This window comes from Streptomyces sp. NPDC041135, assembly GCF_055592085.1.
In genome coordinates, this window is record NZ_JBVIYZ010000007.1 from 392213 (window position 1) to 417581 (window position 25369).

Sequence of the window (25369 nt, forward strand, 5' to 3'; positions counted from 1 at the left end):
TGGAGCGGGTCGTCCCGCACCGCCCGGCGGCGCCCGTTTCTGAACGGGCGCCGTCGTTTTCTGTTCACATTCTTGACATGAACGCCTCCCCGCCCGACTCTGAGAGCGCTCTCAATCCGGTACGGACCAATCATCCGTACAAACCTCGAACCCCACATGGAGGTGGAGAGTGCGACCACGTTTCCCGCGTCCCGCGCTGCCCCTGGCGGCGGCCTCGGCGCTGGTCGGCGCGCTGCTCGCGTTCGCCGCGCCGGACACCGCCGGTGCCGCCGTCCCGGACACGATCCCGCTGACGATCACCAACAACTCCGGCCGCGGCGACGCGGTGTACCTCTACGACCTCGGCACCGAGCTGTCGACGGGCCGGCAGGGCTGGGCCGACGCCGGTGGCGTCTTCCACGCCTGGCCCGCGGGCGGCAACCCGCCGACGCCCGCGCCGGACGCGGCCATACCCGGCCCGGCGGCCGGACAGACCAAGACGATCCGGATCCCCAAGTTCTCCGGCCGTCTGTACTTCTCCTACGGCCAGAAGCTGGACTTCAGGCTCACCACCGGCGGCCTGGTGCAGCCGGCCGTGCAGAACCCGAGCGACCCCAACCGCAACATCCTCTTCAACTGGTCGGAGTACACGCTCAACGACTCCGGGCTGTGGCTCAACAGCACCCAGGTCGACATGTTCTCGGCGCCCTACGCGGTCGGCGTGAAGCGGGCCGACGGCAGCGTCGCCTCCACCGGCCACCTCAAGTCGGGCGGCTGGAACGGGTTCTTCAGCGCGCTGCGCGGGCAGCCCGGCGGCTGGGCCAACCTGATTCAGACCCGCTCCGACGGGACCGTGCTGCGGGCGCTGTCACCGCTGTACGGGGTGGAGACCGGGGCGCTGCCGGCGAACGTCATGGACGACTACGTCAACCGCGTGTGGAGCAAGTACGCCACCACGACGCTGACCGTCACGCCCTTCGCGGACCAGCCGAACACCAAGTACTACGGCCGGGTCTCGGGCAACGTCATGAACTTCACCAACTCCTCCGGCGCCGTCGTCACCAGCTTCCAGAAGCCCGACGCGTCGAGCATCTTCGGCTGCCACAAGCTGCTGGACGCCCCGAACGACGCCGTGCGCGGGCCCATCTCCCGCACGCTGTGCGCCGGTTTCAACCGTTCGACACTGCTGGCCAACCCCAACCAGCCGGACACCTCGTCGGCGGGCTTCTACCAGGACACGGTGACCAACCACTACGCGCGCAAGATCCACGCGCAGATGGCCGACGGCAAGGCGTACGCCTTCGCCTTCGACGACGTCGGACACCAGGAGTCGCTGGTCAACGACGGCAGTCCGCAGCAGGCCTATCTGACGCTCGACCCCCTGTCCTGACACGCGAAGGGCCCCGCACGCGGACGGTGTGCCGCGTGCGGGGCCCCTCAGGGGGTCAGCCGGTCGTCAGGGCGGTGTCGTCCACGACGAAGCTGGTCTGGAGCGAGGAGTCCTCGACCCCGGAGAACTTCAGGGTGACCGTCGAGCCCGCGAAGGAGGACAGGTCGAAGGTCTTCTGGGTGTAGCCGGTGGCCTTATTGAGGTTGGAGTACGTGGCCAGGGTCGTCGAACCCGCGGTGACCGTCAGCTTGTCGTAGGCGGTGCTGGTGGTCGTCTCCGCGCTGTCGATGTGCAGGTAGAAGGTCAGGCTCGCCTTGCAGCCGCTCGGGACGGCAACCGACTGCGACAGCGTGTCGGTGTGCGTGGAGCCGTAGCCGTCGAGCCACGCCTTGTACGAGCCGCCGTGCGCCGCCTCACCGGTGTCGGTGGTGATCACCCCGCTGGTCGAGGTCCAGCCGGTGCTGCCCGACTCGAAGCCGGGGTTGCTCAGCAGCTGGGCCGAGGTGCAGCCGCCGCCCCCGCCGGTGCCGACGGTCCAGGTGAAGGTCGCGGTTCCCTTCGCGCCGGTGGAGTCGGTCACCGTGACGGTGGTGCTGTAGGTGCCCGCGGTCGTCGGGGTGCCGGTGATCAGGCCCGTCGAGCTGTTGACGGACAGACCGGCCGGCAGTCCGGACGCGGCGTAGGACAGCGCGCCGCTGTTGGTGCTGCTCGCCGAGATCTGCAGGCTCACCGCGGTGCCCACGGTCGAGGACTGGTTGCCGGGGTTGGTCACCGTCACGCCGCTGCTGGGCGGGGTGATGTGGGAGCCGACGTTGATGCCGGCGAAGGCGTTGCCCACCCCGGCGTACTGGGTGGAGTTGGTGCCGTACAGCGCGCCGGCCGCGTTGAGGGCGGCCGTGCGGGCGGCGGCGTAGTTGGTGCTGGACGTCATGTACGTCGTCAGCGCCTTGTACCAGATCTGCAGGGCCGCGGCCCGGCCGATGCCGGTGACGGCGACGCCGTCGGAGGTGGGGCTGTTGTAGGTGACGCCGTTGATGGTCTTGGTGCCGCTGCCCTCGGAGAGCAGGTAGAACATGTGGTTCGCCGGGCCCGAGGAGTAGTGCACGTCGAGGTTGCCGACGCCCGAGTACCAGCTGTCGGCTGAGCCGCCGTCCTTGCTGGGCTTGTCCATGTAGCGCAGCGGGCTGCCGTCGCCGTTGATGTCGATCTTCTCGCCGATGAGGTAGTCGCCGACGTCCGAGCTGTTGTTGGCGTAGAACTCCACGCCGGTGCCGAAGATGTCGGACGTCGCCTCGTTCAGGCCGCCCGACTCACCGGTGTAGTTCAGGCCCGCGGTGTTGGAGGTGACGCCGTGGCTCATCTCGTGGCCGGCCACGTCCAGCGAGGTGAGCGGGTCGTTGTTGCCGGAGCCGTCGCCGTAGGTCATGCAGAAGCAGCTGTCGTCCCAGAACGCGTTGACGTACGCGTTGCCGTAGTGGACGCGGGAGTAGGCGCCGACGCCGTTGTTCTTGATGCCGCTGCGGCCGAAGGTGTTCTTGTAGAAGTCCCACGTGACCGCGGCGCCGTAGTGCGCGTCCGCGCCCGCGGTGGCGGCGTTGCTGTTGGTCCCGTCGCCCCAGGTGTCGCTGGACTGGGAGAACAGCGTGCCGGTGCCCGAGGTGCCGTGGTTGAGGTTGTACGTCTTGTGACCGCCGCGCGCCCCGTCGGTCAGCGTGTACGTCGATCCCGACTGGGTCGTGGTCAGCGTCACCTGCCCGCTGTAGTGGGTGTTGCCGATGCCGGACTTGACGTCCTGGTAGCGGTACAGCTCCTTGCCGGTGGTGGCGTCGGTGACGACGTGCAGCCGGCTGGGCGTGCCGTCGTCCTGGAAGCCGCCGACCACCGTCTCCCAGGCGAGCTTCGGCGTGCCGGCGCCGGCCCAGATCACCTTGCGCGCGGTGTCGGCGGCGGGGTGCTCGGCGTGGAGGGACCTGGCGGTCTTCAGCGCCTTGGTCTCGGCGGCGGACTTGGTGACGGCCGCGGTGACGGAGGCGACCTTGATCACGCGCTTGTTGTTGAAGGTGGTGCTGACCGTGCCGGCCGCGAGGGAGGCGGGCGGGGTGTGCACGACGAGGTCACCGCCGAGGACGGGGAGGCCGTCGTAGGTGCGCTCGTAACGGGTGTGCAGGGTACCGTCGTTGTCCTTGACGACGTCCTTGACGACCAGCTTCTCCTTGGCGCCGAGACCGATGGTGCGGGCGGTCGTGGTGGTCGTCCGGCGCGCGTCCTTGACGAGCGCGCTGTGCTGCGCCGGGGTCAGCCTGGCCTCCAGGCCACCGGTGCGCAGCGGGCTGGGGTGGGCGGAGGCGGGCTGTGCGGTCGCCGGGACCGCCTGGATACCGACGGCGAGGAAGGCGGCGGCGGAGACCAGGGCGGCTCCGGCCGTGATCCGCTTGTGGGGAAGGCGTCTCACTCGAACTCCTCCTGCGACGGCCGCGGGTGCGCGGCCGGTGACAGACCGGGCAGACGGGGTGTGCTGTCCGGGCCGAGCTGAGCTGTGCGGGCCGAGATGTGTGCGGGATGCGGGGAGGAACTGTGTGCTGACGGAGAATGACAGTTTTGACTGGCGCATGTCACCGAGATGCGGGGTGATCGAGGGTTTTCCCTATGAGCCCCGAGGCCCCCACGGCGCCCCTGCCCGCGGCGGCCGCGCGGGCCAAGCACGCCGCGAGCGGGGCCCGTTGGCGGCCGCCCGGCAGCGCGTTGCTACGGTTCCCCGGTGTCTGACTCCTCACGCGATACCGCGGAAGGCGCCGGCTGGGGCGCGGCCGAGCGCGGCGCCTACCGGCAGTTGCTGCCGGGCCGGGTCGAGAAGCTGTCCTGGCTCAGCCCCAGGACGCTGTGGGCCGCCCGCAACGGCGTGCTGGCGTCCTGGTTCGGTGACCCGACGGGCCGTACCCGCAGCCGGTGGGTGGCGCGCCGGGCCGAGGCCGGGGCTCCCGCGGACAAGGTGATCCGGCGCGCGGAGGCGGACCGGTTCTCCTTCATGGTCATCGGCGACACCGGCGAGGGCGACGACTCGCAGTACGCCGTCGTGCCGGGCTTCCTGAAGGCCGGCCGGGACACCAGCTTCGCCGTGATCGCCAGCGACGTGATCTACCCGGTCGGCAGCGCGGACGACTACGGTGTCAAGTTCTTCCGCCCCTACCAGGACTACCCGGCGCCGATCTACGCGATACCGGGCAACCACGACTGGTACGAGGACCTCGGCGCGTTCATGCGCGTCTTCTGCGCCGACCCCGCGCCGCCCGGCCCCGAGCCGGCGCCCCGCCCGCTCACCCGGGCCTGGTGGCGGACGTGGCTGTGGCACCGGCCCCGCCCGGCCGACGAGCAACGCCTCGCCGCGGCCCGTGCGTTGCGGTCGGCGCCGGCGCAACAGGCCGAGCAGCCGGGGCCGTACTGGGCGATCGACGCCGGGCCGGTGCGGATCGTCGGGATAGACACCGGTCTGCTGGGCACGGTCGACGCCGAACAGGGCGCCTGGCTGCGCGAGGTGTCCCGGGACCCGCGGCCCAAGATCCTGATCACCGGCTCCCCGCTGTACGTGGACGGCGAGCACCACCCCTGCCCGATCGAGGGCGGCGGCACGGTCGACGCGATCGTCCGCGACCCGGCGCACCGGTACGTGGCGGCGATCGGCGGGGACATCCACAATTACCAGCGCTACCCGGTCGACGTGGACGGGCGCACCGTCCAGTACGTGGTGGCGGGCGGCGGCGGGGCCTTCATGCACGCCACCCACACCATCCCCCGCGTACGCGTCGCGAACGTCACCGAGGACGAGTTCCGCTGCTATCCCCTGCGCGGCGACTCGCTGGCCTTCTACAGCCGCCTGTACGGCCGCCGGCTGCGGCTGCGCCGCTTCTTCACTCTCTCCGAGGCCGAGGCCGCGGCCGTGGTCGCCGAGCGCCTCGGCATCGAGCCCACCCGCTCCCCCGCCGCCGCGGCGCGGGTCACCCGGCGCACCCGGCTGGTCGCGACCCTGCTGGGCGCCGGGACCGGGCCGGGCCGCGGGTCCCGGCTGCGGCTGCCGGTGAAGAAGATCTACACCCAGCTGTTCTCACCGGGCTCGGCGACCTACAGCCCGCCGTTCTTCAAGTGCTTCCTGCGGCTGGACGTCACCCCGGAGTCGGTCCGGCTGCGCTGCTTCGCGGCGACCGGCAACCGCGCCCAGGAGGTCGACCCGCCGGTGGAGGACGAGGTCGTCATCCCGCTGAACTGATCACACGGTGTTCACACTCGGCTGCCACACTGGGCGGTGGAGAACGACCGCTGGAGGAGCACGTGCCGACCGCCTCAGAGCCCTTGCGCAAGCTGGGCTTCCTCACGATCGGCCTGTTCGACCCGGCCGATCCGCGCCCGGGACACGAGTCCACGCTGGAGATCATCGAGCTGGGCGAGCGGCTGGGCTTCGACAGCGCCTGGGTGCGCCACCGCCACCTCCAGCACGGCATCTCCTCCCCCGTCGCCGTCCTCGCGGCCGCCTCGCAGCGCACCCGCCGGATCGAGCTGGGCACCGCGGTGATCCCGCTCGGCTGGGAGAACCCGCTGCGGCTGGCGGAGGACCTCGCGACCGTCGACATCCTGTCCGGCGGCCGGCTCAACCCGGGCGTCAGCGTGGGGCCGCCGATGCACTACGAGCGCGTCAAGGGCGCCCTCTACCCGGACACCGCGGACGCGGAGGACTTCGGGTACCCGCGGGTGCGGCGGCTGCTGGACCTGGTGCGCGGCGAGCCTGCCTCCGACTTCAGCGGCACCGAAAGGTTCGAGGTGTTCGCCCGCACCGTCCAGCCGCACTCCCCCGGGCTCGGCCGCCGGCTGTGGTACGGCGGCGGCAGCCTGGCCTCGGCGCGCTGGGCGGGCGAGCACGGCATGAACCTCCTGACCAGCAGCGTCGTCAAGGCCGAGGACACCGGGAGCACCGAGGGCGCCGGTCGGAGCGGTGACGCCGGGGGCGCGGCGGGGCCGTTCGACTTCGCCGCGGTCCAGCTGTCCCACATCCGCGCCTTCCGCGCCCGCCATCCCGACGGTGACGCGGCGCGCGTCTCCCAGGGCCTGGTCGTGATCCCGACCGACTCCGCGACCCCGCGGCAGCGCGCCCGGTACGAGGCCTACGCCGCCCGGCGCCTGCCCCGCACCGCCTCCCCGCAGGGCCCCGCGCGGCTGCTGTTCGCCCCGGACCTGGTCGGCACCTCGGAGCAGCTCGCCGAGCGCCTGTACGGGCACGCGGCGTTCCGCGAGGTCGACGAGGTGGCGTTCGCGCTGCCGTTCACCTTCGAGCACGAGGACTACGTGCAGATCCTCACGGACCTGGCGACCCGGCTGGGCCCGGCGCTGGGCTGGCGGCCCGCCCGTGCGCGGTGACGCTCACCAGCGTCCCGGTGCGGTGCCCACGAGCGGCTCCGAGGGCCTGCCGTCCACGCCGACCGGAACCTCGCCCGCCAACATCACCCGGTGCATGACGCGGGGGGCGTCCAGGTGGGCGTGGTCGCCGGGGGCCAGGTGCATGGTGGCCCGGTTGTCCCAGAAGGCGACACTGCCCGGCTCCCAGCGGAAGCGGACCGTGTACTCGGGACGTGCCGCCTGCTCCAGCAGCATCTCCAGCAGGGACGCGCTCTCGGGGCGGGAGACGTCCCGGATCTGCTCGACGTAGTAGCCGTTGACGTACAGCACCCGCTCGCCGGTCTCCGGATGGACCCGCACCAGGGGGTGGACGGAGGCGACCTGGTGGTCCAGCAGGTGGCGGACGTAGGCGTCGTCGCCGGGGCGGGACTGGTAGCCGACGCCGAGGCGGTGTTCCGCGCGCAGCCCGTCCACGAAGGCCCGCACGGGCGCGGACAGCCCGGCGTAGGCGGCGGCCAGGTTGGCCCAGGTGGTGTCGCCGCCGTAGGGCGGGACGGTCTCGGCGCGCAGGACGGTCGCGGCGGGCGGGTCGACACGGGCGCCGTGGTCGCAGTGCCAGCCGCGCAGCAGGGTGTGCCGGCGCCGGCGCAGCCACTCGTCGTGCTCCATGCCGAAGCGTCCGCCCAGCTCCAGCCGGTCGGCGGTGGTCTCCACCGCGGGGAAGTCCGGCGGTGAGGCGCTGCCGCGCCGGGGCAGCACGACGGGCTCGCCGAAGCGCCGCGCGAAGGCGACGTGGGCGGCGTGGTCCAGGCGCTGCCCACGGAAGAACACCACCTTCCAGCGCAGTACCGCCGCCCGGATCAGGGCGATCACGGCGTCGTCGAGGTGGCCGGCGAGGTCGACGCCGGTGATCTCGGCGCCGATGTGCCCGGCGACCGGTGTCACCTCGGCCCCCGCCACCCGTTGCGTCCGCCGCTCCTGCCCGGCTGTGTCCCTGGCCGTGGTCATCCGCGCTCCGATGGTCGTCCGTACCGGCTCACAGGGAATCGTGACAGCGATCCGGTCACCTGGCGACAGCGCCCGGCGGCGCGGGGCACCCGGGGCGGGTGCGGCGGACGCGGGGAAGGAAGCCGGACGTGGCGGCGCAGGACGGGTCGCGGACGGACCGTGGCAGGCGTGATGTCGGGCGGACCGGGGAACCGCCGGGCGGGAGCGGTGCCGTCGGCGGCGCGCCGCGGTTCGTGGTGCAGATCCATGACGCGCGCCGGATGCACGCCGACTTCCGGTCGCAGGTCGGCGACGTGCTGAGGTCGTGGTCCGTGCCGAAGGGGCCGTCGGCCGATCCGGGTGACAAGCGGCCGGCGGTGCCGACCGAGGACCACCCGCTCGCCTGCGAGGAGTTCGAGGGCGTGATCCCCGCGGGCGAGTACGGGGGCGGCACGGTCATCGTCCGGGACCACGGCACGTACGAGCCGCTCGGCCACGACCGGGCGGGGCGGCCGGTCGGCCTCGCCCAGTCGCTGGAGCGCGGTCACGCCACGTTCCGGCTGCACGGCGGCAAGCTGCGCGGCGCGTACGCCCTCACCCGCTGTGGGGGCCGCGCGGGTGAGGAGGCGTGGCTGCTGGTGCGGAAGGGATCCGCCCGCCCGGCTGCCGCCGCCGGCCGCGGCACGCCCGATCCCCGGCGCGCCCGCTCGGCGCGCACCGGACGCACCCTCGCCCAGGTCGCCGCGGAGGCACGGGCGACCTGAGGGCGCGATCCGGCCCGGCGTCCGCCAACTCCCCGCTCCGCAGCGCTGGTCGGGCGCCGGGTGCGACGAGTCGGCAGACGCCGGGCCGGCCGATCCGGATCACCGGGTTCCGCCCCCGGGCGGTCCGCGCTGCCTCTAGGGTCGCGGCGGGTGTCCCGCTTCAGACCTGGAGGCTGCCGCATGCGCGCCGCTCTGCGTACCCTGCTCACCGCGACGGTGACCACCGCCGCCGTCCTCACCTGCGGCACCGCCGGTGCCACGCCGGCCGGTCCCGGCGTGACGGCCCGGCTGATCAGCCAGCGCACCGTCGGCGGCACCGACTACGTGCTGCGCGAGATCACCGTTCCGCCGGGGCAGAGCACCGGCTGGCACTACCACGACGGCCCGCTGTACGGCGTCGTCAGGCAGGGCACCCTCAGCCACTTCGACTCCGGCTGCGCCCCCGACGGTGTCTACCGCCGGGGCAGCACGATCCAGGAACCGTCCGGTGCGGACCACGTGCACATCGGCCGCAACCTGGGCGACACCCCGGTCGTGCTCGACGTGCTGTACGTGCTGCCGCACGGCGCCCCCTTCTCCGAGGACGCGCCGAACCCGGGCTGCCCGTTCCAGTGACCGGCCGGCCGGTCGGACCGCCGTCCGGGCTCGGTGCGGGCCAGGTCCGGGTTCAGTCCGGGGTCAGTCCCGGCGCCGGGCGCGCAGCACGGACAGGGCCCGGTCGGCGTGGGTGTTCATGCGCAGTTCGCTGCGCACGACCTCCAGGACGGTGCGGTCCTCGGCGATGACGAAGGTGACCCGCTTGGTGGGCGCGAGGGAGAAGCCCCGCTTCACTCCGAACAGGTCCCGGACCGTGCCGTCGGCGTCGGACAGCAGGGGCATGCCCAGGGTGTGCCGGCCGGCGAACTCCTGCTGGCGTTCCACGGCGTCGCCGCTGATGCCGACCGGCCGGGCGCCGGCGGCCGCGAACTCGGCGGCGAGGTCGCGGAAGTGACAGGCCTCGGCGGTGCAGCCGGGGGTGAGGGCGGCCGGGTAGAAGAACAGCACGACCGGCCCGTCGGCCAGCAGCTCCGACAGCGTGCGCACCGTGCCGGTCTCGTCGGGCAGCGCGAAGTCCGCGGCCCGGTCCCCGGTCTCCACCCGCCCGGTCACGACCGGCCCTCCGCGCCGCGCGCCACGCCGCGCGCCCACAGCACCAGGGGCACCTGGAGGGGCAGCCGCGCCAGGGCGGCCCGGCGCTGGGGGGCGGGCCGGTGGCGCCAGTCGACGGCCATCTGCACGTTGGCCGGGAACACCCCGACGAAGAAGGCCGCCGCCGCCCGCGCGGTCACCGCCCGGGTCCGGGGCGCCGCCAGCCCGGCCGCGAGCGCCAGCTCGACCACGCCGCTGCCGTAGGTCCACGCCCTGGGCGAGCCCGGCAGTGCCTTGGGGATCGTGGCGTCGAACTGGCGCGGGGCGGCGAAGTGGGCGACTCCCGCGGCGGCCAGCAGGCCGGCGAGCAGCAGGGGCGAGCGTTCGGACCGTGACACGGTTCCTCCTAGGGTGGCCTGCCGCCGGATATTACTCGACGGTAGGTCACCGGGTTCGCGGTCCGGGTCAGCCGGCGGTGACCAACCGCCGCCCTGCGCCGTCGCGCTCCGGCCGCCGGGCCGAGCGCAGTGCCGCGACGCCGATGAACACCGTGGAGGAGACACCGGCCAGGGCGAACGCGGTGAATCCGAGGTCGCCGTCGCCCGCGGCGAGCAATTGGCCGCCGAGCCACGGTCCGAAGACGGCGCCGAAGCGGCCCATGCCCGAGGTCCAGCCGACGGCGGTCGCGCGGCCGTCCGGGGTGGAGCGGATGGAGACGGTCGCGTAGATCATCGTCTGGGCGCTGTTGAGGAACACGCCGGTGAGGAAGACGACCAGGTAGGTCACGTTGACGTGGTCCAGTCGCCGTACGCCCACGCCCCGGTTGGGCTTGGCCTGCGGCTGGTTCTTCAGGGCGGGCCTCAGCTCCTCGGGGCACCGGTAGTACGCGCTCTCCCAGTACAGGGCGTGTTCGTGCCCGTCCGGGTCGGTGGTGACGTAGAGCTTGCCGAGCCCGGGCTCGTCCTCGGTCCAGTGGCCGCGGCCGCCGGCCTCCTCGATCGCCGTCACCCGGCGCCGCAGGGCCTCCTCGCTGGAGGTGCGCAGCGCGAGCCGGCCGAGGCCGGGCCGGTCGCGGGCGGTGAGCACCAGGCTGTGGTGCTCGTAGTCGTCGAAGGTGCGCAGGTAGACGGTGTCGCCGTGCTCGCCGTCGACGGTGAGCCCGAGGAAGTCGGTGAAGAAGGCGACACTGGCGTTCAGGTCCGGGGTGAACAGCTGGGCGTGGCCGAGATGGGCGATGTCACCGAGGGGCGGAGCCATCGTTGCCTCCAGAGGGGTGTGCGGGTGCGGTGCCGGCGGGCCGGGGGAAGACCGTGCCGTCGAAGAGTTTGCGGGCGGTGCGGACGACGGCGGTGCGGCGCGCCACGGGGGCCGCACCGCCGGTGCCGGTCTCGACGCGGGTGTCGATGTCGAGGAACCCGGTGGGGTGTTCGATCCGGACGCGGTCGCCGTGTCCGGGGAGGCGCGCGAGCCCCTCCCCCACGCTGCCGGGCAACCGCAGGCCGGCCGCCACGCTCGCGGCGCCCAGGACGCCGATCGAGGTGTGGCAGCGCACCGGGATGAAGGTGCGGGTGGTGATCGCGCCGCCGTGGCGCGGCGGGGCGAGCAGGCTGAGCTTGGGCACGGTGGCGGCCTCGACGTCACCGAGGCCCATCAGCTCGCCCGCGGCCAGCCGGATCTCGCGCAGCCGGTCGGCCAGCGCCACGTCCTCCTCCAGGTCGCGGGGCTCCTCGTACCCGGTGACCCGCAGCTGGGAGGCCGCGATCAGCACGGTGGGCATCCCGTTGTCGACGCAGGTCACCGGGGTGCCGGCAACGACATCGCGGACGTTGCCGGTGGGCAGCAGAGGGCTGTCGCCGGGCGGGAACTCGATGACCACGGGGGCGGCCGTCCCCGGCACCCCCGAGATCGAGGTGTCACCGGTGTAGTCGACCCGTCCGCCCGGGGTGGGGAAGCCGGCCACGGCCCGCTCCCCCGTGTTGAGCATCCGGATGCGTACGGCGGTGCGGTCGTCGCCGGGGGCCACGAGCCCCCGCTCGACGGCGAACGGGCCGACCCCGGCGAGGATGTTGCCGCAGTTCTGCCGGGCGCTCACCTCGGGCCGGTCCACGGCGACCTGGAGGAACAGGTAGTCGACGTCGGCCTCCGGGTCGTCCGACGCCGAGACCACGGCCACCTTGCTGGTCAGCGGGTGGGCGCCGCCCAGGCCGTCGATCTGGCGCGGGTCCGGGCTGCCCATCACCCGCAGCAGCAGGGCGTCGCGGGCGGCCGGGTCGGCGGGGAGGTCACCGGCCAGGAAGTAGGCGCCCTTGGAGGTGCCGCCGCGCATCAGCATGCAGCGCACCTCCGCGGGCCCCTTCATGCCCCGCCTCCCTGCCGTGCGTACTCCTCGTAGGAGCGGTACGTCACGCCGAGGTCGGCCAGTCTCTGCCGCAGGCCGTAGCGGTCGAGGCCGAGGCCGCCCTCCCGGAAGGCGGCACGGGCGCCGGCCTCCTTGGCCTCCCGGGCCGCGGACGCCTCGGCGGTCGCGCGCGCCTTCTCGCGGTCCACGACCACCACGCCGTCGTCGTCGGCGACGATCACGTCACCGGGGCGGATCACCTGGCCGTCGATGGCGACGGGCACGTTGACCGAGCCGCCGGTGGCCTTCACGGTGCCCTGTGCCGAGACGGCCCGGGACCAGACGGCGAAGCCCATCTCCCGCAGCTCCTGGGTGTCGCGGACACCGGCGTTGATGACCAGGCCCCGCACACCGCGCCGGTGCAGCGCGGTGGCGAACAGCTCGCCGAACATGCCGTCGGTGGAGGGGGAGGTGGTGGTGACGACCAGGACGTCGCCCTCGCCGCACTGCTCCACCGCGGCGTGGATCATGAGGTTGTCGCCGGGCCGGCTGAGCACGGTGACCGCGGTGCCCGCGATGCGCACGCCCTGCTGGACCGGGCGGATCCCCGGCCCGAGCAGGCCGGTGCGGCCCATCGCCTCGCTGACGGTGGCCACGCCGAACCCGGCCAGCGCCTCGACGTCCCGCGGGGCGGCCTTGGGGGGACCGGTGACGATCACGCCGCTCATGCCAGCTCCTTCGCGATCTGCGGGTAGGGGCGCATGTAGGCCTCGGCCATGGTCTCGTGGGCCAGGCCCAGGTTGGGGCCCGCGTTGCGCTTGAGCTGGACGCCGCGGCGCACGGCGAGGTCGGTGTAGTAGTCCCACAGGTGCTGCTGGGCGCCGAGGCACTCCATGGCCTTGCGCTTGGTCTGCCACACCTCGGTGATGTCGAGGAGCACCTCGGGCCGGAAGCCGCTCATCTCGGGCTGGTGGGGCTCGAAGTAGAAGAGCGGCGGGGCGCCGATGATGCCGCCGGGGCCGGGGTAGCCGATGGCCTGGGCGAGGACGCGGGCCTCCAGCGCCATCCGGTTGGCGGCGGGGTGGTCGCCGTTGTACGGGTCCTCGGCCGGGTGGGTGAGCACGACGTCCGGCTGCGTCTCGCGGTAGACGGCGACCAGCCGGTCGGTCAGCTCGGCTGAGGCCACCAGCGGGTAGTCGCCGGCGTCGAAGAAGCGGACCTCGGCGCCGAGGGCGGCAGCGGCCCGCTCGGCCTCGTCACGGCGCATGGCCTTGATCTCCTCGAGGTTCCTGCCCTCGCGCCACGCCTTGGCGGACTCACCGCGCTCACCGAAGGTCAGGCAGGCGATGGTGACCTTCTCGCCCCGGGAGGCGGCCAGGGCGATGGCGCCGCCCGCCCGCCACACGAAGTCCCCGGCGTGCGCGGTGACGACCAAGGTGGACCGCGGCGGTGAGGGAGGCCCCTCCGCCCGGGCGGAACCACCGGCGGGGGAAGGCGCGTTGGCGTCGGTCATGGCGGACATCACTCCTACGTTCGGACGGCTCGCCGCACGGGCGCCGCGGCCGGGGGAACGAGAGCGCGGCAGCGCCCGGCCCCGCGGGCCGTCACGCGCATCCGTGCTCGTCCTCCGGCGCGCCCCTGTGGCGTTCTCGCCGTGCTGGACAGGTGTGCGCCCACCTCGCGTCCGGCGCACGACGCTGCGGTCGTGCGACGGCCGGCAGCGCGCCGGTTCGGCCGCGCGACACGTCAGCCGCGCCGTGCGCCAGTCGCGCAGTGCGTCAGCCGCTCAGCGCGTCGGTCACGCGACGCGTCAGTCGCGCAGCGCGTCGATCACGCTGCCGAGGTGGGCGCGGACGGCCGCTTCGGCCGCCTGCGGGTCCCTGGCCGCGATCGCGTCGATCATCGCCAGGTGCTCGTTCAGGGATTGCTGCGGACGCCCCGGCCTCAGCGCCAACTGGAACCGGTGACGCACCAGTTGGGCGTTGAGCCGTTCCAGCAGCTGCACGGCGGTCTGCTGTCCGGAGATCTCCCGGATCCGGTCGTGGAGTTCGTGGTTGAGTTCGGAGTACGTCACCGGCTCGCCGTCGGCGACGGCCTTGGTCATGGCCTCGCCGAGGCCGGCGAGGCCGGCCAGCTGCTCGTCGCTCGCCGCGACGGCCGCCTTGGCCGCGCACAGCCCTTCCAGGACCATGCGGCACTCCGTGATCGCGACCGCCTCCTCCACGGTCACCACCCGCACCCGCGAACCGCGGTTGCGGATCCGTTCGACCAGTCCCTGCGCCTCCAGATCGATCAGTGCCGCCCGGATGCTGGCCCGTGTCACACCGAGCTGCTCGGCGAGTTCGTTCTCCACCAGCCGCTGGGCCGGTGCCATCTCGCCGTGCAGGATCGCCTGCCGCAGCTGCGCGAGCGCATGCTGCTTGGCCTGCTCCCCGGTGCTCGGACGGGCTTCCTTCGGCATCGCTGCCCTCCCTGAGTGAGTGCCTGTCGAACGTAAATCTAGCCGGACAAGATTGTCAACAATTTTGTCCGCCATAGTGCCCGGCGGTCGCGCGGCAGCCGTCCGGCGGCCCGTTCAGGGGAACCGCGCCGCGAAGACGCGTGAGCGGGCCGGGCGCGGTCGACACCTTCGCTGTGACCGCCCAGACCCTGCCGTTCGTCCCGCCCATGCTCGCCACGCCCGGCCGGCTGCCACCCGCCGCGCAGGACGACCGGTGGGCGTACGAGACCAAGCAGGACGGGCAGCGGGTGGTGGTGTACCTCCCCGGTGACGGCGGTGTGCTGCTGCGCGCCCGCTCCGGGGAGGACATCACTGCCGCCTATCCGGAGCTGCGTCCGCTGGGCTCCGCGCTGGGTGACACTCCCGCCGTGCTGGACGGCGAGGTGCTGGCCCTGGACGAACGCGGGCGCGCGGACTTCCAGCTCCTGCAGAGCCGGATGGGCCTGGCGCACGCCCCGGCCCGGGCCGCCCGGCGCGCCGCCCAGGTGCCGGTCCACCTGGTGATCTTCGACCTGCCGCACCTGCGGCGGCCGCTGCTCGCGCTGCCGTACGCACGGCGCCGGACGCTGCTGGAGGAGCTGGCCCTGGCGGGACCGCACTGGTCCGTCCCGGCCGCGGTCACCGGACACGGGGCCGAGGCCCTGCGGGCCACCCGCGAGCACGGCCTGGAGGGGCTCGTGTGCAAACGGCTGGACTCGGTGTACGAACCCGGGGTGCGCTCGCGCGCCTGGATCAAGATCCGGAACCTGCGCGCCGAGGACGTCATCGTCGGCGGCTGGCTGCCCGGCAAGGGCCGGCTGGCCGGCCTGCCCGGGGCGGTGCTGGTCGGCCAGCGCGGGGGCGGGCGGCTGCGGTACGTCGGCGGTGTGGGCACCGGCTGGAGCCATGCCGAGCGCGCCGATCTGGCGGCGCTGCTGGCGGCCGCCGAGACCGGCGTGTGCCCGTTCGACCCGGTCCCGGCGGTGTCCGGCGCCCGCTGGGTGCTGCCCCGGCTGGTCGGCGAGGTCAGCTACAGCACCCGTACCCGGGCCGGGATGCTGCGCCAGCCGTCCTGGCAGCGGCTGCGGCCGGACCTCACCCCCGAGGAGTCCGCCGCGGACCTGCCGCCGGACGCCGGCTGACACACCGCCGGCCGGCGAGCGGACGGCACGTCTCGGCGGGGCGGGGCACGAACGGCCGTACGGCGCGAACGGTCGTACGGCACGAACGGCCGTACGGCGCGGCCCGCGGTGGCGAGTCGATCGGTTCGGGCACGTGCGCGGCTGGGGAAACGGCCGAGCCCGGATCGGGTGGGACCGGGTCCGGGGACGAGCGGCCCGTCCGACGGTCTATCGTGTCCGCATGTCCGCCCCCGAACTGATCCGCATCGTCTCCCGCGACTCCCCGATGGCCCTCGCTCAAGTCGAGCGTGTCCGGGCCGAGTTGAGCGCTCTGCGGCCGGGCGTGCGCACCGAGGTCGTACCGGTGCGGACCACCGGCGACAAGTGGCTCGGCGACCTGTCCCTGGTGGAGGGCAAGGGGGCGTTCACCAAGGAGGTGGACGCGGCCCTGCTGGCCGGGGAGGCCGACCTCGCGGTGCACTGCGTCAAGGACGTGCCCGCCGACCGGCCGCTGCCCGCCGGCACCGTGTTCGCCGCGTTCCTCAAGCGCGACGACATCCGCGACGCCCTGGTGCACCCCGGCGGCCTCACCCTCGACCAGCTCCCGCCCGGCACCCGGATCGGCACGTCGGCGGTGCGCCGGATCGCCCAGCTGGCCGCCTCGCATCCGCATCTGGAGTGCGTGCCGTTCCGGGGCAACGCCAACCGGCGGCTGGAGAAGCTCGCCGCCGGGGAGGCGGACGCGCTGCTGCTGGCGGTGTCCGGGCTGGAGCGGATCGGCCGGACGGACGCGATCAGCGAGGTGCTGTCGCCGGACGCGATGATGCCGCCCATCGGCGCGGGCATCCTCGCCCTGCAGTGCCGGGAGGGCGACACCGAGCTGATCGAGGTGGTCGCCGGGCTCGGCGACCAGCACACCGCCCGGGAGGCGGCCGCCGAGCGGATGTTCCTGCACGTCCTGCAGGGGCACTGCAACAGCCCGATCGCCGGTTACGCCCGCGTGGAGGGCGGCGGTGAACTGTCCCTGCGCGCCTGCGTGTTCACGCCCGACGGCAAGACCCGGCTGAACGCGCACGAGTGGGCCGGCCGGCTCGACCCGGCCACGCTCGGCACCTCGGTCGCGGTGTCACTGCTGCGCCAGGGCGCACGCGAGATCATCGACGGCATCCCGCACTGAGTCCGCCGGACGGCGGCCGTCAGGAGGCGCCCGGCTCCGTCTGGTCCTTCAGGAAGGCGCTGACCTGGTGGGCGAGGCCGCCCGGCGCGGCGCCCGCCGAAGCGGTCGGCGCGGTCGCCTCCAGGACGCCGATGCCGCCCGTCCACAGCCGCCGGTCGGCCCACTCCTCGTCCGCCCGCAGCTGGACCTGGACGTCGACCTGGGCCAGTGACGCCTCGGGGGCGGCGGCGTAGATCACGGCGGTGGCCCGGCGCAGCGGGTAGACGTCGAAGCCCTCGATGAACTGCGAGTTGCGCCAGTCGATGAAGGCGCTCTCCCCGTCGGCACCGGCCCGGACGTCGATCTGCCCGTCCTCCAGATGGACGCACACGGTGCTCGCGCCCCGGTTCTCGACCGTCACACGGACACTGAAGTACGACAGCCCCGCCGCGGCGTCGTCGCGTCCGCGCGGGGGCTCGCCGGCCTCCAGGCGGTGGACGCGGACCCGCAGACCGGCATGCTCGTCGTACTCCTGCCAGTCCCCGACCACGTTCGGCTCGTACACAGTGCCCCTCTCGACCTTCGAGAGCTGCTGTCTATCTGTGGGCTCAGGGCACTGTCAAATGCGTGGAATGCGCTGTGGCCAGGCGGTTCGCCCACTTTGATCGGTGATCAAGCCGTGCCCAGCGGGAACTCGGCCGGACCTCGCGCCGACCCGGCCGGGGTGCGTGCCGCACATCACGTTCCCCGCAAGATCGCCTTCCCGGCGGGACCGGCTCGGCCTCCCGGCGAGGTCGGCTCGGCCTCCTGGCAGGGTCGGCCGGGAGGGGTCAGCGGGCCAGGCGGCCGAGCAGCGAGGAGGCGGCGGCGACACCGAGGGCGGCGGCGACCGCCAGGACACCGAAGTCGGCGGCGAGATGGGCCGGCGTGCCCAGCAGCAGTCCGCGCAGCGCGTCGACCTGGTAGCTGAGCGGGTTGACCTTGCTGACGGCCTGGAGCCAGCCGGGCATGACGGAGACGGGGTACAGCGCGTTGGAGCCGAAGAACAGCGGCATGGTGATCGCCTGACCGAAGGCCATGAGCCGGTCGCGGCTGAGCACGATGCCCGCGATGGTCATCGACAGACAGGAGAAGAAGGCGGAGGCGAGGATCACGGCGGCGCCGACGCCGAGCAGGCGCAGCGGGTTCCAGGTGAGGGCCACCCCGAGCAGGGCGGCGATGACGATCACGACGACGGCCTGGATCAGCGACTTCACCCCGGCCGCGAACGCCTTGCCGGTGATCAGGGCCGAGCGCGGGGTGGGGGTGACGAGCAGCTTGTTGAGGATGCCCGCGTCCCGCTCCCAGATGATTTGGATGCCGTAGAAGATGGCGATGAACATCGCGGACTGGGCGATGATGCCGGGCGCCAGGTAGTCGATGTAGGGGATGCCGCCGGTGGGGATGGCGCGGATCCGGGTGAAGGTCTGGCCGAAGATCAGCAGCCAGAGGGCGGGCTGGACCGCCCGGGTGTACAGCTCGGTGCGGTCGTGGCGCAGCTTCTGCAGCTCGACGGCGCACATGGCGGCCACCCGGGCGGGCAGCACCCGCCAGCCCGCGCGGGGTGCCGGCGGGCGCAGCAGCAGGGCCGGCTGCGCGGCGCCGTTCGGGGCGCCGTCAGCCGACGCGGTGCGCGGTGCGGCGGGTGCTTCGGACATCGCGGAGACCTCCTGTCCGGTCGTCGAGGCCGCTGCCGGCCACGTCGCGGAAGACGTCTTCGAGGGTGGGCAGGGCGTCCGTGCCCAGGCGTTCGGCGAGTCCCCGCCGAAGCTCCGCCGGGGTGCCCAGGGCGCGGACGCGGCCGCGGTGCATGAGGGCGACCCGGTCGCAGTACTGGTCGGCCTCGTCCATGTAGTGGGTGGTGACCAGGACGGTCATCCCGGTGGCCGCCCGTACGGCGTTGATGGGCTCCCAGACGCCGGTGCGGGCCGGGCGCCCGGGCGCCCCGTCGCCGAGCGTCCCGGAAGGCCGGAAGGCCGGAAAGTGTGCTTATCGTCCGAATTGTTTGTGTATGCCCCTTCCGGGGAATGACAGTCTCAGTGCTTCGGACCGGAGGCACGTCCGTGGGAGCCGGCCCCGCCGGGGACCCCGGTGTCCTCCTTCATCTGGTCCGAGCGGGCCTCCCACGGTGTCTGTCCCTCCAGCACCTGTTGAGAGAGGTGCGCGATGCCTACCACCGGCAGCATGAAGCCCCACCACCACCCCCATGACGACGCCCCGGACACGGCCGCGTCGTTCGAGCGGCTCGCCGGGCTGCCCGACGGTCCCGAGCGCCAGGCGCTGCGCGACGACCTGGTCCGGCTGTGGCTGCCCATGGCCGAGCGGATCGCCGTCCGGTTCCGGGGCCGGGGCGAGACCCTGGAGGACCTGTACCAGGTGGCCGCGCTGGGCCTGGTCAAGGCCGTCGACCACTACGACCCGGCGCGCGGCCGTGCCTTCGAGGCGTACGCGGTCCCCACCGTCACCGGTGAGATCAAGCGGCACTTCCGGGACCACATGTGGACCCTGCACGTGCCGCGCCGGGTGCAGGACCTGCGCAACCGGGTCCGCGGCGCGGTGAAGGAACTGGCGCAGACCACGCCGGGCCGGGGACCGACGATCGCCGAGATCGCCGAGTTCACCCAGCTGAGCGAGGACGAGGTGCGCACCGGCATGGAGGCGCTGGAGTGCTTCTCCGCCCTGTCCCTGGACGCCGAGGTGGCCGGGACCGAGGGCTACGCGCTCGGGGACTCCCTCGGCGCCTCCGACCCGGGCTTCGACCTGGTCATCGACCGGGCCGCCGTCAAGCCCTGCCTGGCCGCCCTGCCGGAGCGCGAGCGGACCATCCTGTACCTGCGGTTCTTCGGCGGGATGACGCAGAGCCGGATCGCCCAGCAGCTCGGGATATCCCAGATGCACGTCTCGCGGCTGCTCAGCGGCTGCTTCGACCGGCTGCGCGAGGAACTGCTCGCCGAGGTGCGATGAGCGCTCGGGGCGGCGCCGCTACTCGGGCGGGGCGCCCGGCACCTGGGTGGGGCCGTAGCGGTCCAGGGCGTCCTCGAGCGCGGCGCGGATGTCGGGGGGCAGGTCGCCCGTGCGCCCCCAGATGAGGATGAGTTCCGCGACGTTGCGCAGCCTGATGTTGGTGTGCTGGGAGACGTCCTTGAGCACCGACCACCCCTCGTCCGGCGTCACCCGGCCGAGCGCGACCACCATCCCGATGGCCTGGTCCACCACGGCGTGGGAGGTCACGGCCGCCTTGAGCTGGCCGATCTCCTCCTCCAAGGCGAGGATCCGGTCCGTCTCGCTGTCACCCGACTCTCCCATGCCTTCCATCCTGCTCACTCGGCCGGACCCCTGCCACCGGGGTACTCGACAGGCACACGAACCGCTTTCGGCCGGACACTGGTGTCACGCCGGTACCGGCCGGGCCCCTCACCCCAGGACACGACTGCCATGAACCAGGACACGCCGCTCCGCGGCGGAGCGAAGAAGAACATCGTCTCCACTCACTCCGTCTTCGGCGCCCCCTGCTGGGTCAGTCTGACCAGCCGCGACCTGGAGGCGACCCAGGACTTCTACGCCGCGGTGCTGGGCTGGCGGTGGCGGGGCGTCAAGCTGGGCGATCACTTCCGGATCGCGCTGGCGGGCGGGGTGCCGGTCGCCGGCATCGCGGCGGTCGCGGGCATGTGGCAGATGGCTGTGGCGTGGACGCCGTACTTCGCCGTCCCGGACGCCGACCTGGCCGTCAGCCGGGCCCGGGAGCGGGGCGGTACGGCGGCCGTGGGACCGCTGTCCTTCCCGCCCGGCCGGGCCGCGCTGCTCGCCGACCGCGACGGTGCCATCTTCGGGATCTGGCAGGGCGAGCTGGTCTCCAACTGGGAGGCCTGGCGGCGGGCGGCGCCGACCTTCATCCGGCTGCACACCCGCAACGCCTTCGACGCGGCGATCTTCTACGGCGAGATCCTCGACTGGGCCTCGTCGCAGCCGGGCTGCTGCGAGGTGGAGTACGAGGGCGGTGAGGTGGTGCTGCGCAGCGGAGGCGTGGTCGTGGCGCGCATCGACTCCGGCGCGGTGGAGGCGGCCCCCGACCCGTCCGTCCGGCCGCACTGGCAGGTCCACTTCGCCGTGGCCGACGTGGCGGCCTGTGCGCGTACCGCCGAGAAGCACGGCGGCAGCGTGCTCCGCGAGGACGACACCGAGGTGATCCTGCGCGACCCCGACGGCGCCCAGTTCACGGTGACCTCCCGCGCCGGGCACTGACGGACCTCCCCCGGCAGGTGTGCCGCTCGCGTCCTACGCCGTGGCGCGGGACGGGCGGGTGAGCAGGACCAGGCTGCGGGAGTCCACGCGCAGCCGGGTGCCGGCCTTGCGCTCGCGTTCGTCGGGCAGGCCGTCGGGGTCGGCGGTGTCGATGAGGCTCGTCCAGCGCTCGCCGTAGGAGCGGTCGGGCAGCCGGAACTCCACCGGTTCCCAGTAGGCGTTGAACAGCAGCAGGAACGAGTCGTCGACCAGGCGGCGCCCGTAGGAGTCGCGTTCGGCGATGGCGTCGCCGTTGAGGAAGACGCCGACGGAGTACGCGTCGGGGCGCTGCCAGTCCTTCTCGGTCATCTCGGTCGCGTCGGGCAGCAGCCACACCAGGTCGGGCAGCGGCTGCCCGGCGTGGGTGACGGTCTCGCCGCGGAAGAAGCGGCGCCGGCGCAGCACCGGATGGGCCGCGCGCAGGGCGATGACCCGCCGGGCGAAGTCCGTCAGGGAGCGCTGTTCGCCGGTGAGCCGCCAGTCGACCCAGGAGACCTCGTTGTCCTGGCAGTAGGCGTTGTTGTTGCCGCCCTGGGTGCGGCCGAGTTCGTCGCCGTGGCAGAGCATCGGGATGCCCTGCGACAGCAGCAGCGTGGCCAGCAGGTTGCGCTGCTGGCGGGCGCGCAGCTCCAGCACGGCCGGGTCGTCGGTGTCCCCCTCCACCCCGCAGTTCCAGGACCGGTTGTGGCTCTCGCCGTCCCGGTTGTCCTCCCCGTTGGCCTCGTTGTGCTTGTCGTTGTACGACACGAGGTCGCGCAGGGTGAAACCGTCGTGCGCGGTGATGAAGTTGACGCTGGCGCGCGGCCGGCGGCGGCTGTGTCCGTACAGGTCGGAGGAGCCGGTCAGCCGGGAGGCGAACTCGCCGAGCGAGCCGGGCTCCCCGCGCCAGAAGTCCCGTACGGCGTCGCGGTAGGGCCCGTTCCACTCCGACCACAGGGGCGGGAAGTTGCCGACCTGGTAACCGCCCTCCCCCACGTCCCACGGCTCGGCGATCAGCTTCACGCGGCTGATCACCGGGTCCTGCTGGATCAGGTCGAAGAACGCCGACAGCCGGTCCACCTCGTGGAACTGCCGGGCGAGGGTGGCCGCGAGGTCGAAGCGGAAGCCGTCGACGTGCATCTCGGTCACCCAGTACCGCAGCGAGTCCATGATGAGCTGCAGCACGTAGGGGTGGCGCATCAGCAGGCTGTTGCCGGTGCCGGTGGTGTCGTAGTAGTGCGCCCAGTCGCCGTCGACCAGGCGGTAGTAGGAGGCGTTGTCGATGCCCCGGAAGGACAGGGTGGGGCCCTTCTCGTTGCCCTCGGCGGTGTGGTTGTAGACCACGTCGAGGATCACTTCGAGGCCGGCCCGGTGCAGGGCCTTCACCATGGCCTTGAACTCGTTGACCTGCTGGCCGCGGGTGCCGAACGCGGCGTAGGCGTTGTGCGGGGCGAAGAAGCCGATGGTGTTGTAGCCCCAGTAGTTGGCCAGACCCCGGTCCTGAAGGACGCCGTCGTGCACGAACTGGTGGACCGGCATCAGCTCCACCGCGGTCACGCCGAGCGAGGTGAGGTGCTCGAGGACCGAGGGGTGGGCGAGGCCGGCGTAGGTGCCGCGCAGGTGCTCCGGGACGTCCGGGTGACACCGCGTCAGGCCCTTGACGTGGGTCTCGTAGATGACCGACTCGGCGTACGGCCGCCGGGGCGGGCGGTCGTCGCCCCAGTCGAAGAAGGGGTCGGTGACCACGCCGAGCATGGAGTGCCCTGCGCTGTCGGCGGGCGAGGCTCCGTCCGGGGCGCGCTCGTAGAGGGAGGCGTGGTTGTCGATCTGGCCGTCCACCGCCCGGGCGTACGGGTCGAGCAGCAGCTTCGCCGGGTTGCAGCGGTTTCCCGCCGAGGGGTTCCAGGGGCCGTGGACGCGGTAGCCGTAGCGCCGGCCCGGGCCGATACCGGGCAGGTAGGCGTGCCACACGGACCCGTCGACCTCGCTCAGCGGTACGGCGCGGCCGGCCCCCTTCTCGTCGACGAGGATCAGCTCGACGCGCTCGGCCACCTCGCTGAACAGGGCGAAGTTGGTGCCCTGTCCGTCGAAGGAGGCACCCAGCGGGTAGGGGTGTCCACTCCAGACGGGCACCCCGGTCCGGGACTTCTCGCGGGTCACCGGGCCCCCTCCAGCGCGCCGTCGGCGTCCGTGAGCGCGTCCCGGGCGTTGCCCGAGGTGGCCGGCTGGGCGGCCAGCATGGCCGACGGGACCTCGCGGGGCACTTGCAGCACCTGGCGCAGGCTGGGCGCGGGGGCGATCGGCACCAGCGGGACGCGCTGGCCGGCGCGGGCCCGCTGCGAGAACCAGATGATCTTGCTGCCGGTCTCCGCGGCGCAGCAGCCCCAGCCGTCGCTCATGGCGGCGATGTCGGCCAGGCAGGACCGCAGGTCCTGGTGGGGGCGCAGATCGCGGTCGTCTCCCCCGACGGCGGTGATGAGGTGCTGGCGGTTCCACCACATCTCGATCGACGTGTGCTTGTCGGTCGCGTGCTGGTCGATCGCGCGCAGCAGCAGTTCGGCGCCGTGGCAGACCGGGGCCACGAGGTTGTCGAGGTCCCAGTAGCGCAGGTGGGCGGCCAGGATGCGGCTGACCTGTCCCACCCGTTCGGGGCTGACTTCCACGTCCAGGTGGTAGTAGCAGGGCACTGCGGTCTTCATCGTCGCTTGCTCCTCACCGGCGAAGCTCCCGCTCCCCTCGCCCCGTCCGGGATCGGTTCCCGAACACGAAGCGTGAGCGCTGATCGCTTCTGGGTCACATCCACAGTGCGGGCGCTACGCCATTCGTGCAACACGAGAGACGGCTGAGGTGGTTGAAGATCCAACAAGACGCTGCGTCCCCATGCGTGCACCATGAGTGAAAGCCTCGATCGCCGTAAAGGTTCCGTGCCCTCCCGCGCGCGGACACCACCCGACCGTCGGGAACGCGCCCAGTCGAGAGCGTCGGAGGGTGAACAGGGCCATGCTGCTACCCGCGAAGACCGAAGTGGCCCGGCAGTTGCGGCGGTACCGGGCGTGGGAACGGCTGATGCTCGCCTCACCCCACGACCGCACGGTCCGGGCCACCTTCGAGGACGCCGGCTACACGCTGTGCGTGCTCATGGGCAAACGCTGCGCCCGTGAGGCGGCGGACGCCGCCGAGCGGTACCTGCGCAGCACCCTGGTCACCTACCTGCGGGAACAGAACGGCAGGCCGCGCCGGCGCACGGCGGCCAGGCGGGCGCCGCCGGTGGAGCGGCGTTCCGCGGCGCACGGGCAGTGAGCCCGGCAGCAACACCGGCGTTCCTCGCGGGAGGACAGCGGTCGTCCCGCTCAATCGGACCGCGAAGCCGGGCCCAGGGCCCGGCTTCGCGCACGGCGGAGGTGAGATCCATGAGTTCGACCCCGGCCATCGGCCGCATCCCGGTACGTGACGTCCGGCCTGCCGTGGACAGCGGCAGGCGCCCGGCCAAGGCAGTTGCCGGGGAGACGTTCCAGGTCACCGCCACCGTCTTCGGCGAGGGCCACGACGCCGTCGCGGCCAACGTCGTCCTGCGCGACCCGGAGGGCCGCCCCGGCCCCTGGACGCCGATGCGGGAACTCGCCCCCGGCAGCGACCGCTGGGGCGCCGACGTCACCCCGGGCGCCCCCGGCCGGTGGACCTACACGGTCGAGGCCTGGAGCGACCCGGTCGGCACCTGGCGGCACACCGCCCGCGTCAAGGTGCCCGCCGGCATCGACACCGGCCTGGTCCTGGAGGAGGGCGCCGTCCTGCACACCCGGGCGGCCGCCGGGGTGCCCGACGGCCCGGACCGCGCCCGGGTGCTGGCCGCCGCACAGGCCCTCGGCGACGACTCGCTCCCCGTGCACGCGCGGCTCGCGGCTGCGCTGGCGCCGGAGGTCGCGGAGGTGCTGGCGCGGTTTCCGCTGCGGGAGCTGGTGACGTCGTCGGAGCCGATGCCGCTGCTGGTGGAGCGGCGGCGGGCGTTGTACGGCTCGTGGTACGAGTTCTTCCCGCGTTCCGAGGGCACGCCCGAGCAGCCGCACGGCACGTTCCGTACCGCGGCGCGGCGGCTGGAGGCCATCGCGGCGATGGGCTTCGACGTCGTCTACCTGCCGCCGGTCCATCCGATCGGGCAGACGTTCCGCAAGGGCCGCAACAACACCCTCACCGCCGGGCCCGACGACGTCGGCGTGCCGTGGGCGATCGGTTCGGCGGAAGGCGGTCACGACGCGGTCCATCCCGCTCTGGGCACGCTGGAGGACTTCGACTTCTTCGTCGCACGCGCCGCGGAGCTGGGCATGGAAGTCGCCCTGGACTTCGCGTTG

Annotated in this window: 25 protein-coding genes and 1 pseudogene; 11 read left to right on the forward strand and 15 right to left on the reverse strand. The window is 73.1% G+C overall.

Annotation, left to right across the window (positions count from 1 at the left end; translation table 11 throughout):
* The first annotated feature begins 169 nt into the window (after window positions 1-169).
* Window positions 170-1369, forward strand: coding sequence for a glycoside hydrolase family 64 protein (locus ACZ6CZ_RS19690; RefSeq protein ID WP_469022537.1), 1200 nt, complete (start codon window positions 170-172; stop codon window positions 1367-1369).
* A gap of 55 nt (window positions 1370-1424) precedes the next feature.
* Here the strand turns inward: ACZ6CZ_RS19690 and ACZ6CZ_RS19695 are convergent, their stop codons facing one another.
* Window positions 1425-3821 carry a M4 family metallopeptidase gene (locus ACZ6CZ_RS19695; protein ID WP_469022540.1) on the reverse strand — a complete coding sequence of 799 codons (2397 nt, stop codon included), beginning with the start codon at window positions 3819-3821 and terminating at the stop codon, window positions 1425-1427.
* 306 nt (window positions 3822-4127) lie between these two features.
* On the opposite strand from ACZ6CZ_RS19695, the gene ACZ6CZ_RS19700 reads away from it, so the two are divergent.
* Both ACZ6CZ_RS19700 and ACZ6CZ_RS19705 read left to right on the forward strand, forming a co-directional pair.
* Complete coding sequence (locus ACZ6CZ_RS19700; RefSeq protein WP_469022542.1) at window positions 4128-5630, forward strand: metallophosphoesterase family protein; 1503 nt, start codon at window positions 4128-4130, stop codon at window positions 5628-5630.
* A 62-nt stretch (window positions 5631-5692) separates the two neighbouring features.
* Window positions 5693-6772: an LLM class flavin-dependent oxidoreductase gene (locus ACZ6CZ_RS19705; protein WP_469022545.1), complete on the forward strand. Its 1080-nt coding sequence runs from the start codon at window positions 5693-5695 to the stop codon at window positions 6770-6772.
* 3 nt (window positions 6773-6775) lie between these two features.
* On the opposite strand, the gene ACZ6CZ_RS19710 is transcribed toward ACZ6CZ_RS19705, so the two are convergent.
* A complete protein-coding gene (locus tag ACZ6CZ_RS19710; protein WP_469022547.1) occupies window positions 6776-7759 on the reverse strand; it encodes a TauD/TfdA dioxygenase family protein in 984 nt (327 codons plus the stop codon).
* 128 nt (window positions 7760-7887) lie between these two features.
* On the opposite strand from ACZ6CZ_RS19710, the gene ACZ6CZ_RS19715 reads away from it, so the two are divergent.
* The gene (locus tag ACZ6CZ_RS19715; protein WP_469022550.1) at window positions 7888-8502 is read left to right on the forward strand and encodes a DNA polymerase ligase N-terminal domain-containing protein; all 615 of its coding nucleotides are present in this window, start codon (window positions 7888-7890) and stop codon (window positions 8500-8502) included.
* A gap of 180 nt (window positions 8503-8682) precedes the next feature.
* Window positions 8683-9117 (forward strand): cupin domain-containing protein, encoded by a 435-nt coding sequence (locus tag ACZ6CZ_RS19720; RefSeq protein WP_469022553.1) that lies wholly within the window; start codon window positions 8683-8685, stop codon window positions 9115-9117.
* Window positions 9118-9180: 63 nt separating this feature from the next.
* Here ACZ6CZ_RS19720 and ACZ6CZ_RS19725 read toward each other — a convergent pair whose 3' ends face one another.
* The 7 genes from ACZ6CZ_RS19725 to ACZ6CZ_RS19755 all read right to left on the reverse strand — a co-directional run bounded on the left by ACZ6CZ_RS19725 (window position 9181) and on the right by ACZ6CZ_RS19755 (window position 14429).
* Complete coding sequence (locus tag ACZ6CZ_RS19725) at window positions 9181-9651, reverse strand: peroxiredoxin (RefSeq protein WP_469022557.1); 471 nt, start codon at window positions 9649-9651, stop codon at window positions 9181-9183.
* Complete coding sequence (locus tag ACZ6CZ_RS19730) at window positions 9648-10028, reverse strand: DoxX family protein (RefSeq protein WP_469022559.1); 381 nt, start codon at window positions 10026-10028, stop codon at window positions 9648-9650. Before ACZ6CZ_RS19730 ends, ACZ6CZ_RS19725 begins: the two co-directional genes overlap by 4 nt.
* 67 nt (window positions 10029-10095) lie before the next feature.
* Window positions 10096-10887, reverse strand: a complete 792-nt coding sequence (locus ACZ6CZ_RS19735) for a VOC family protein (protein WP_469022562.1) — start codon at window positions 10885-10887, stop codon at window positions 10096-10098.
* Window positions 10868-11989 (reverse strand): 4-oxalomesaconate tautomerase, encoded by a 1122-nt coding sequence (locus ACZ6CZ_RS19740; RefSeq protein ID WP_469022565.1) that lies wholly within the window; start codon window positions 11987-11989, stop codon window positions 10868-10870. The genes ACZ6CZ_RS19735 and ACZ6CZ_RS19740 overlap by 20 nt, the downstream gene beginning before the upstream one ends.
* Window positions 11986-12696: a 4-carboxy-4-hydroxy-2-oxoadipate aldolase/oxaloacetate decarboxylase gene (locus ACZ6CZ_RS19745; protein ID WP_469022567.1), complete on the reverse strand. Its 711-nt coding sequence runs from the start codon at window positions 12694-12696 to the stop codon at window positions 11986-11988. Before ACZ6CZ_RS19745 ends, ACZ6CZ_RS19740 begins: the two co-directional genes overlap by 4 nt.
* Window positions 12693-13481, reverse strand: coding sequence for a PIG-L deacetylase family protein (locus tag ACZ6CZ_RS19750; RefSeq protein WP_469022570.1), 789 nt, complete (start codon window positions 13479-13481; stop codon window positions 12693-12695). The genes ACZ6CZ_RS19745 and ACZ6CZ_RS19750 overlap by 4 nt, the downstream gene beginning before the upstream one ends.
* 297 nt (window positions 13482-13778) lie before the next feature.
* Window positions 13779-14429, reverse strand: a complete 651-nt coding sequence (locus tag ACZ6CZ_RS19755) for a GntR family transcriptional regulator (protein WP_469022573.1) — start codon at window positions 14427-14429, stop codon at window positions 13779-13781.
* Between the two features lie 206 nt (window positions 14430-14635).
* Between ACZ6CZ_RS19755 and ACZ6CZ_RS19760 the strand changes: the two genes are divergently transcribed.
* Together ACZ6CZ_RS19760 and hemC are read left to right on the forward strand one after the other, a co-directional pair.
* Window positions 14636-15589: an ATP-dependent DNA ligase gene (locus tag ACZ6CZ_RS19760; protein WP_469022628.1), complete on the forward strand. Its 954-nt coding sequence runs from the start codon at window positions 14636-14638 to the stop codon at window positions 15587-15589.
* Between the two features lie 220 nt (window positions 15590-15809).
* On the forward strand, window positions 15810-16745 hold the full coding sequence (hemC, locus tag ACZ6CZ_RS19765) for a hydroxymethylbilane synthase (RefSeq protein WP_469022576.1): 936 nt from the start codon (window positions 15810-15812) through the stop codon (window positions 16743-16745).
* 19 nt (window positions 16746-16764) lie between these two features.
* On the opposite strand, the gene ACZ6CZ_RS19770 is transcribed toward hemC, so the two are convergent.
* The 3 genes and pseudogenes from ACZ6CZ_RS19770 to ACZ6CZ_RS19780 form a co-directional block, all read right to left on the reverse strand.
* Window positions 16765-17289: a hypothetical protein gene (locus ACZ6CZ_RS19770; RefSeq protein WP_469022579.1), complete on the reverse strand. Its 525-nt coding sequence runs from the start codon at window positions 17287-17289 to the stop codon at window positions 16765-16767.
* A gap of 265 nt (window positions 17290-17554) precedes the next feature.
* A complete protein-coding gene (locus tag ACZ6CZ_RS19775) occupies window positions 17555-18421 on the reverse strand; it encodes an ABC transporter permease (RefSeq protein WP_469022581.1) in 867 nt (288 codons plus the stop codon).
* Window positions 18381-18692, reverse strand: a pseudogene (locus ACZ6CZ_RS19780) (ABC transporter ATP-binding protein); the annotation flags it as partial. The pseudogene ACZ6CZ_RS19780 and the gene ACZ6CZ_RS19775, both read right to left, overlap by 41 nt.
* Window positions 18693-18929: 237 nt before the next feature.
* On the opposite strand from ACZ6CZ_RS19780, the gene ACZ6CZ_RS19785 reads away from it, so the two are divergent.
* Window positions 18930-19727, forward strand: a complete 798-nt coding sequence (locus ACZ6CZ_RS19785) for an RNA polymerase sigma factor SigF (protein WP_469022585.1) — start codon at window positions 18930-18932, stop codon at window positions 19725-19727.
* 18 nt (window positions 19728-19745) lie between these two features.
* On the opposite strand, the gene ACZ6CZ_RS19790 is transcribed toward ACZ6CZ_RS19785, so the two are convergent.
* Entirely contained in the window at window positions 19746-20078 is a 333-nt protein-coding gene (locus tag ACZ6CZ_RS19790; RefSeq protein WP_469022588.1) for an ANTAR domain-containing protein, read from the reverse strand.
* Window positions 20079-20198: 120 nt separating this feature from the next.
* Between ACZ6CZ_RS19790 and ACZ6CZ_RS19795 the strand changes: the two genes are divergently transcribed.
* On the forward strand, window positions 20199-21005 hold the full coding sequence (locus tag ACZ6CZ_RS19795) for a VOC family protein (protein WP_469022590.1): 807 nt from the start codon (window positions 20199-20201) through the stop codon (window positions 21003-21005).
* Window positions 21006-21038: 33 nt separating this feature from the next.
* On the opposite strand, the gene glgX is transcribed toward ACZ6CZ_RS19795, so the two are convergent.
* Both glgX and ACZ6CZ_RS19805 read right to left on the reverse strand, forming a co-directional pair.
* The gene (gene glgX / locus ACZ6CZ_RS19800) at window positions 21039-23156 is read right to left on the reverse strand and encodes a glycogen debranching protein GlgX (RefSeq protein WP_469022630.1); all 2118 of its coding nucleotides are present in this window, start codon (window positions 23154-23156) and stop codon (window positions 21039-21041) included.
* A 23-nt stretch (window positions 23157-23179) separates the two neighbouring features.
* A complete protein-coding gene (locus ACZ6CZ_RS19805; RefSeq protein WP_469022591.1) occupies window positions 23180-23722 on the reverse strand; it encodes a pep a2 in 543 nt (180 codons plus the stop codon).
* Window positions 23723-24023: 301 nt separating this feature from the next.
* Here ACZ6CZ_RS19805 and ACZ6CZ_RS19810 point away from each other — a divergent pair, with 301 nt between their 5' ends.
* The gene (locus ACZ6CZ_RS19810) at window positions 24024-24323 is read left to right on the forward strand and encodes a DUF5133 domain-containing protein (RefSeq protein ID WP_469022594.1); all 300 of its coding nucleotides are present in this window, start codon (window positions 24024-24026) and stop codon (window positions 24321-24323) included.
* Window positions 24324-24433: 110 nt separating this feature from the next.
* A partial coding sequence (locus ACZ6CZ_RS19815; protein ID WP_469022596.1) for a maltotransferase domain-containing protein occupies window positions 24434-25369 on the forward strand: 936 nt, incomplete at its 3' end.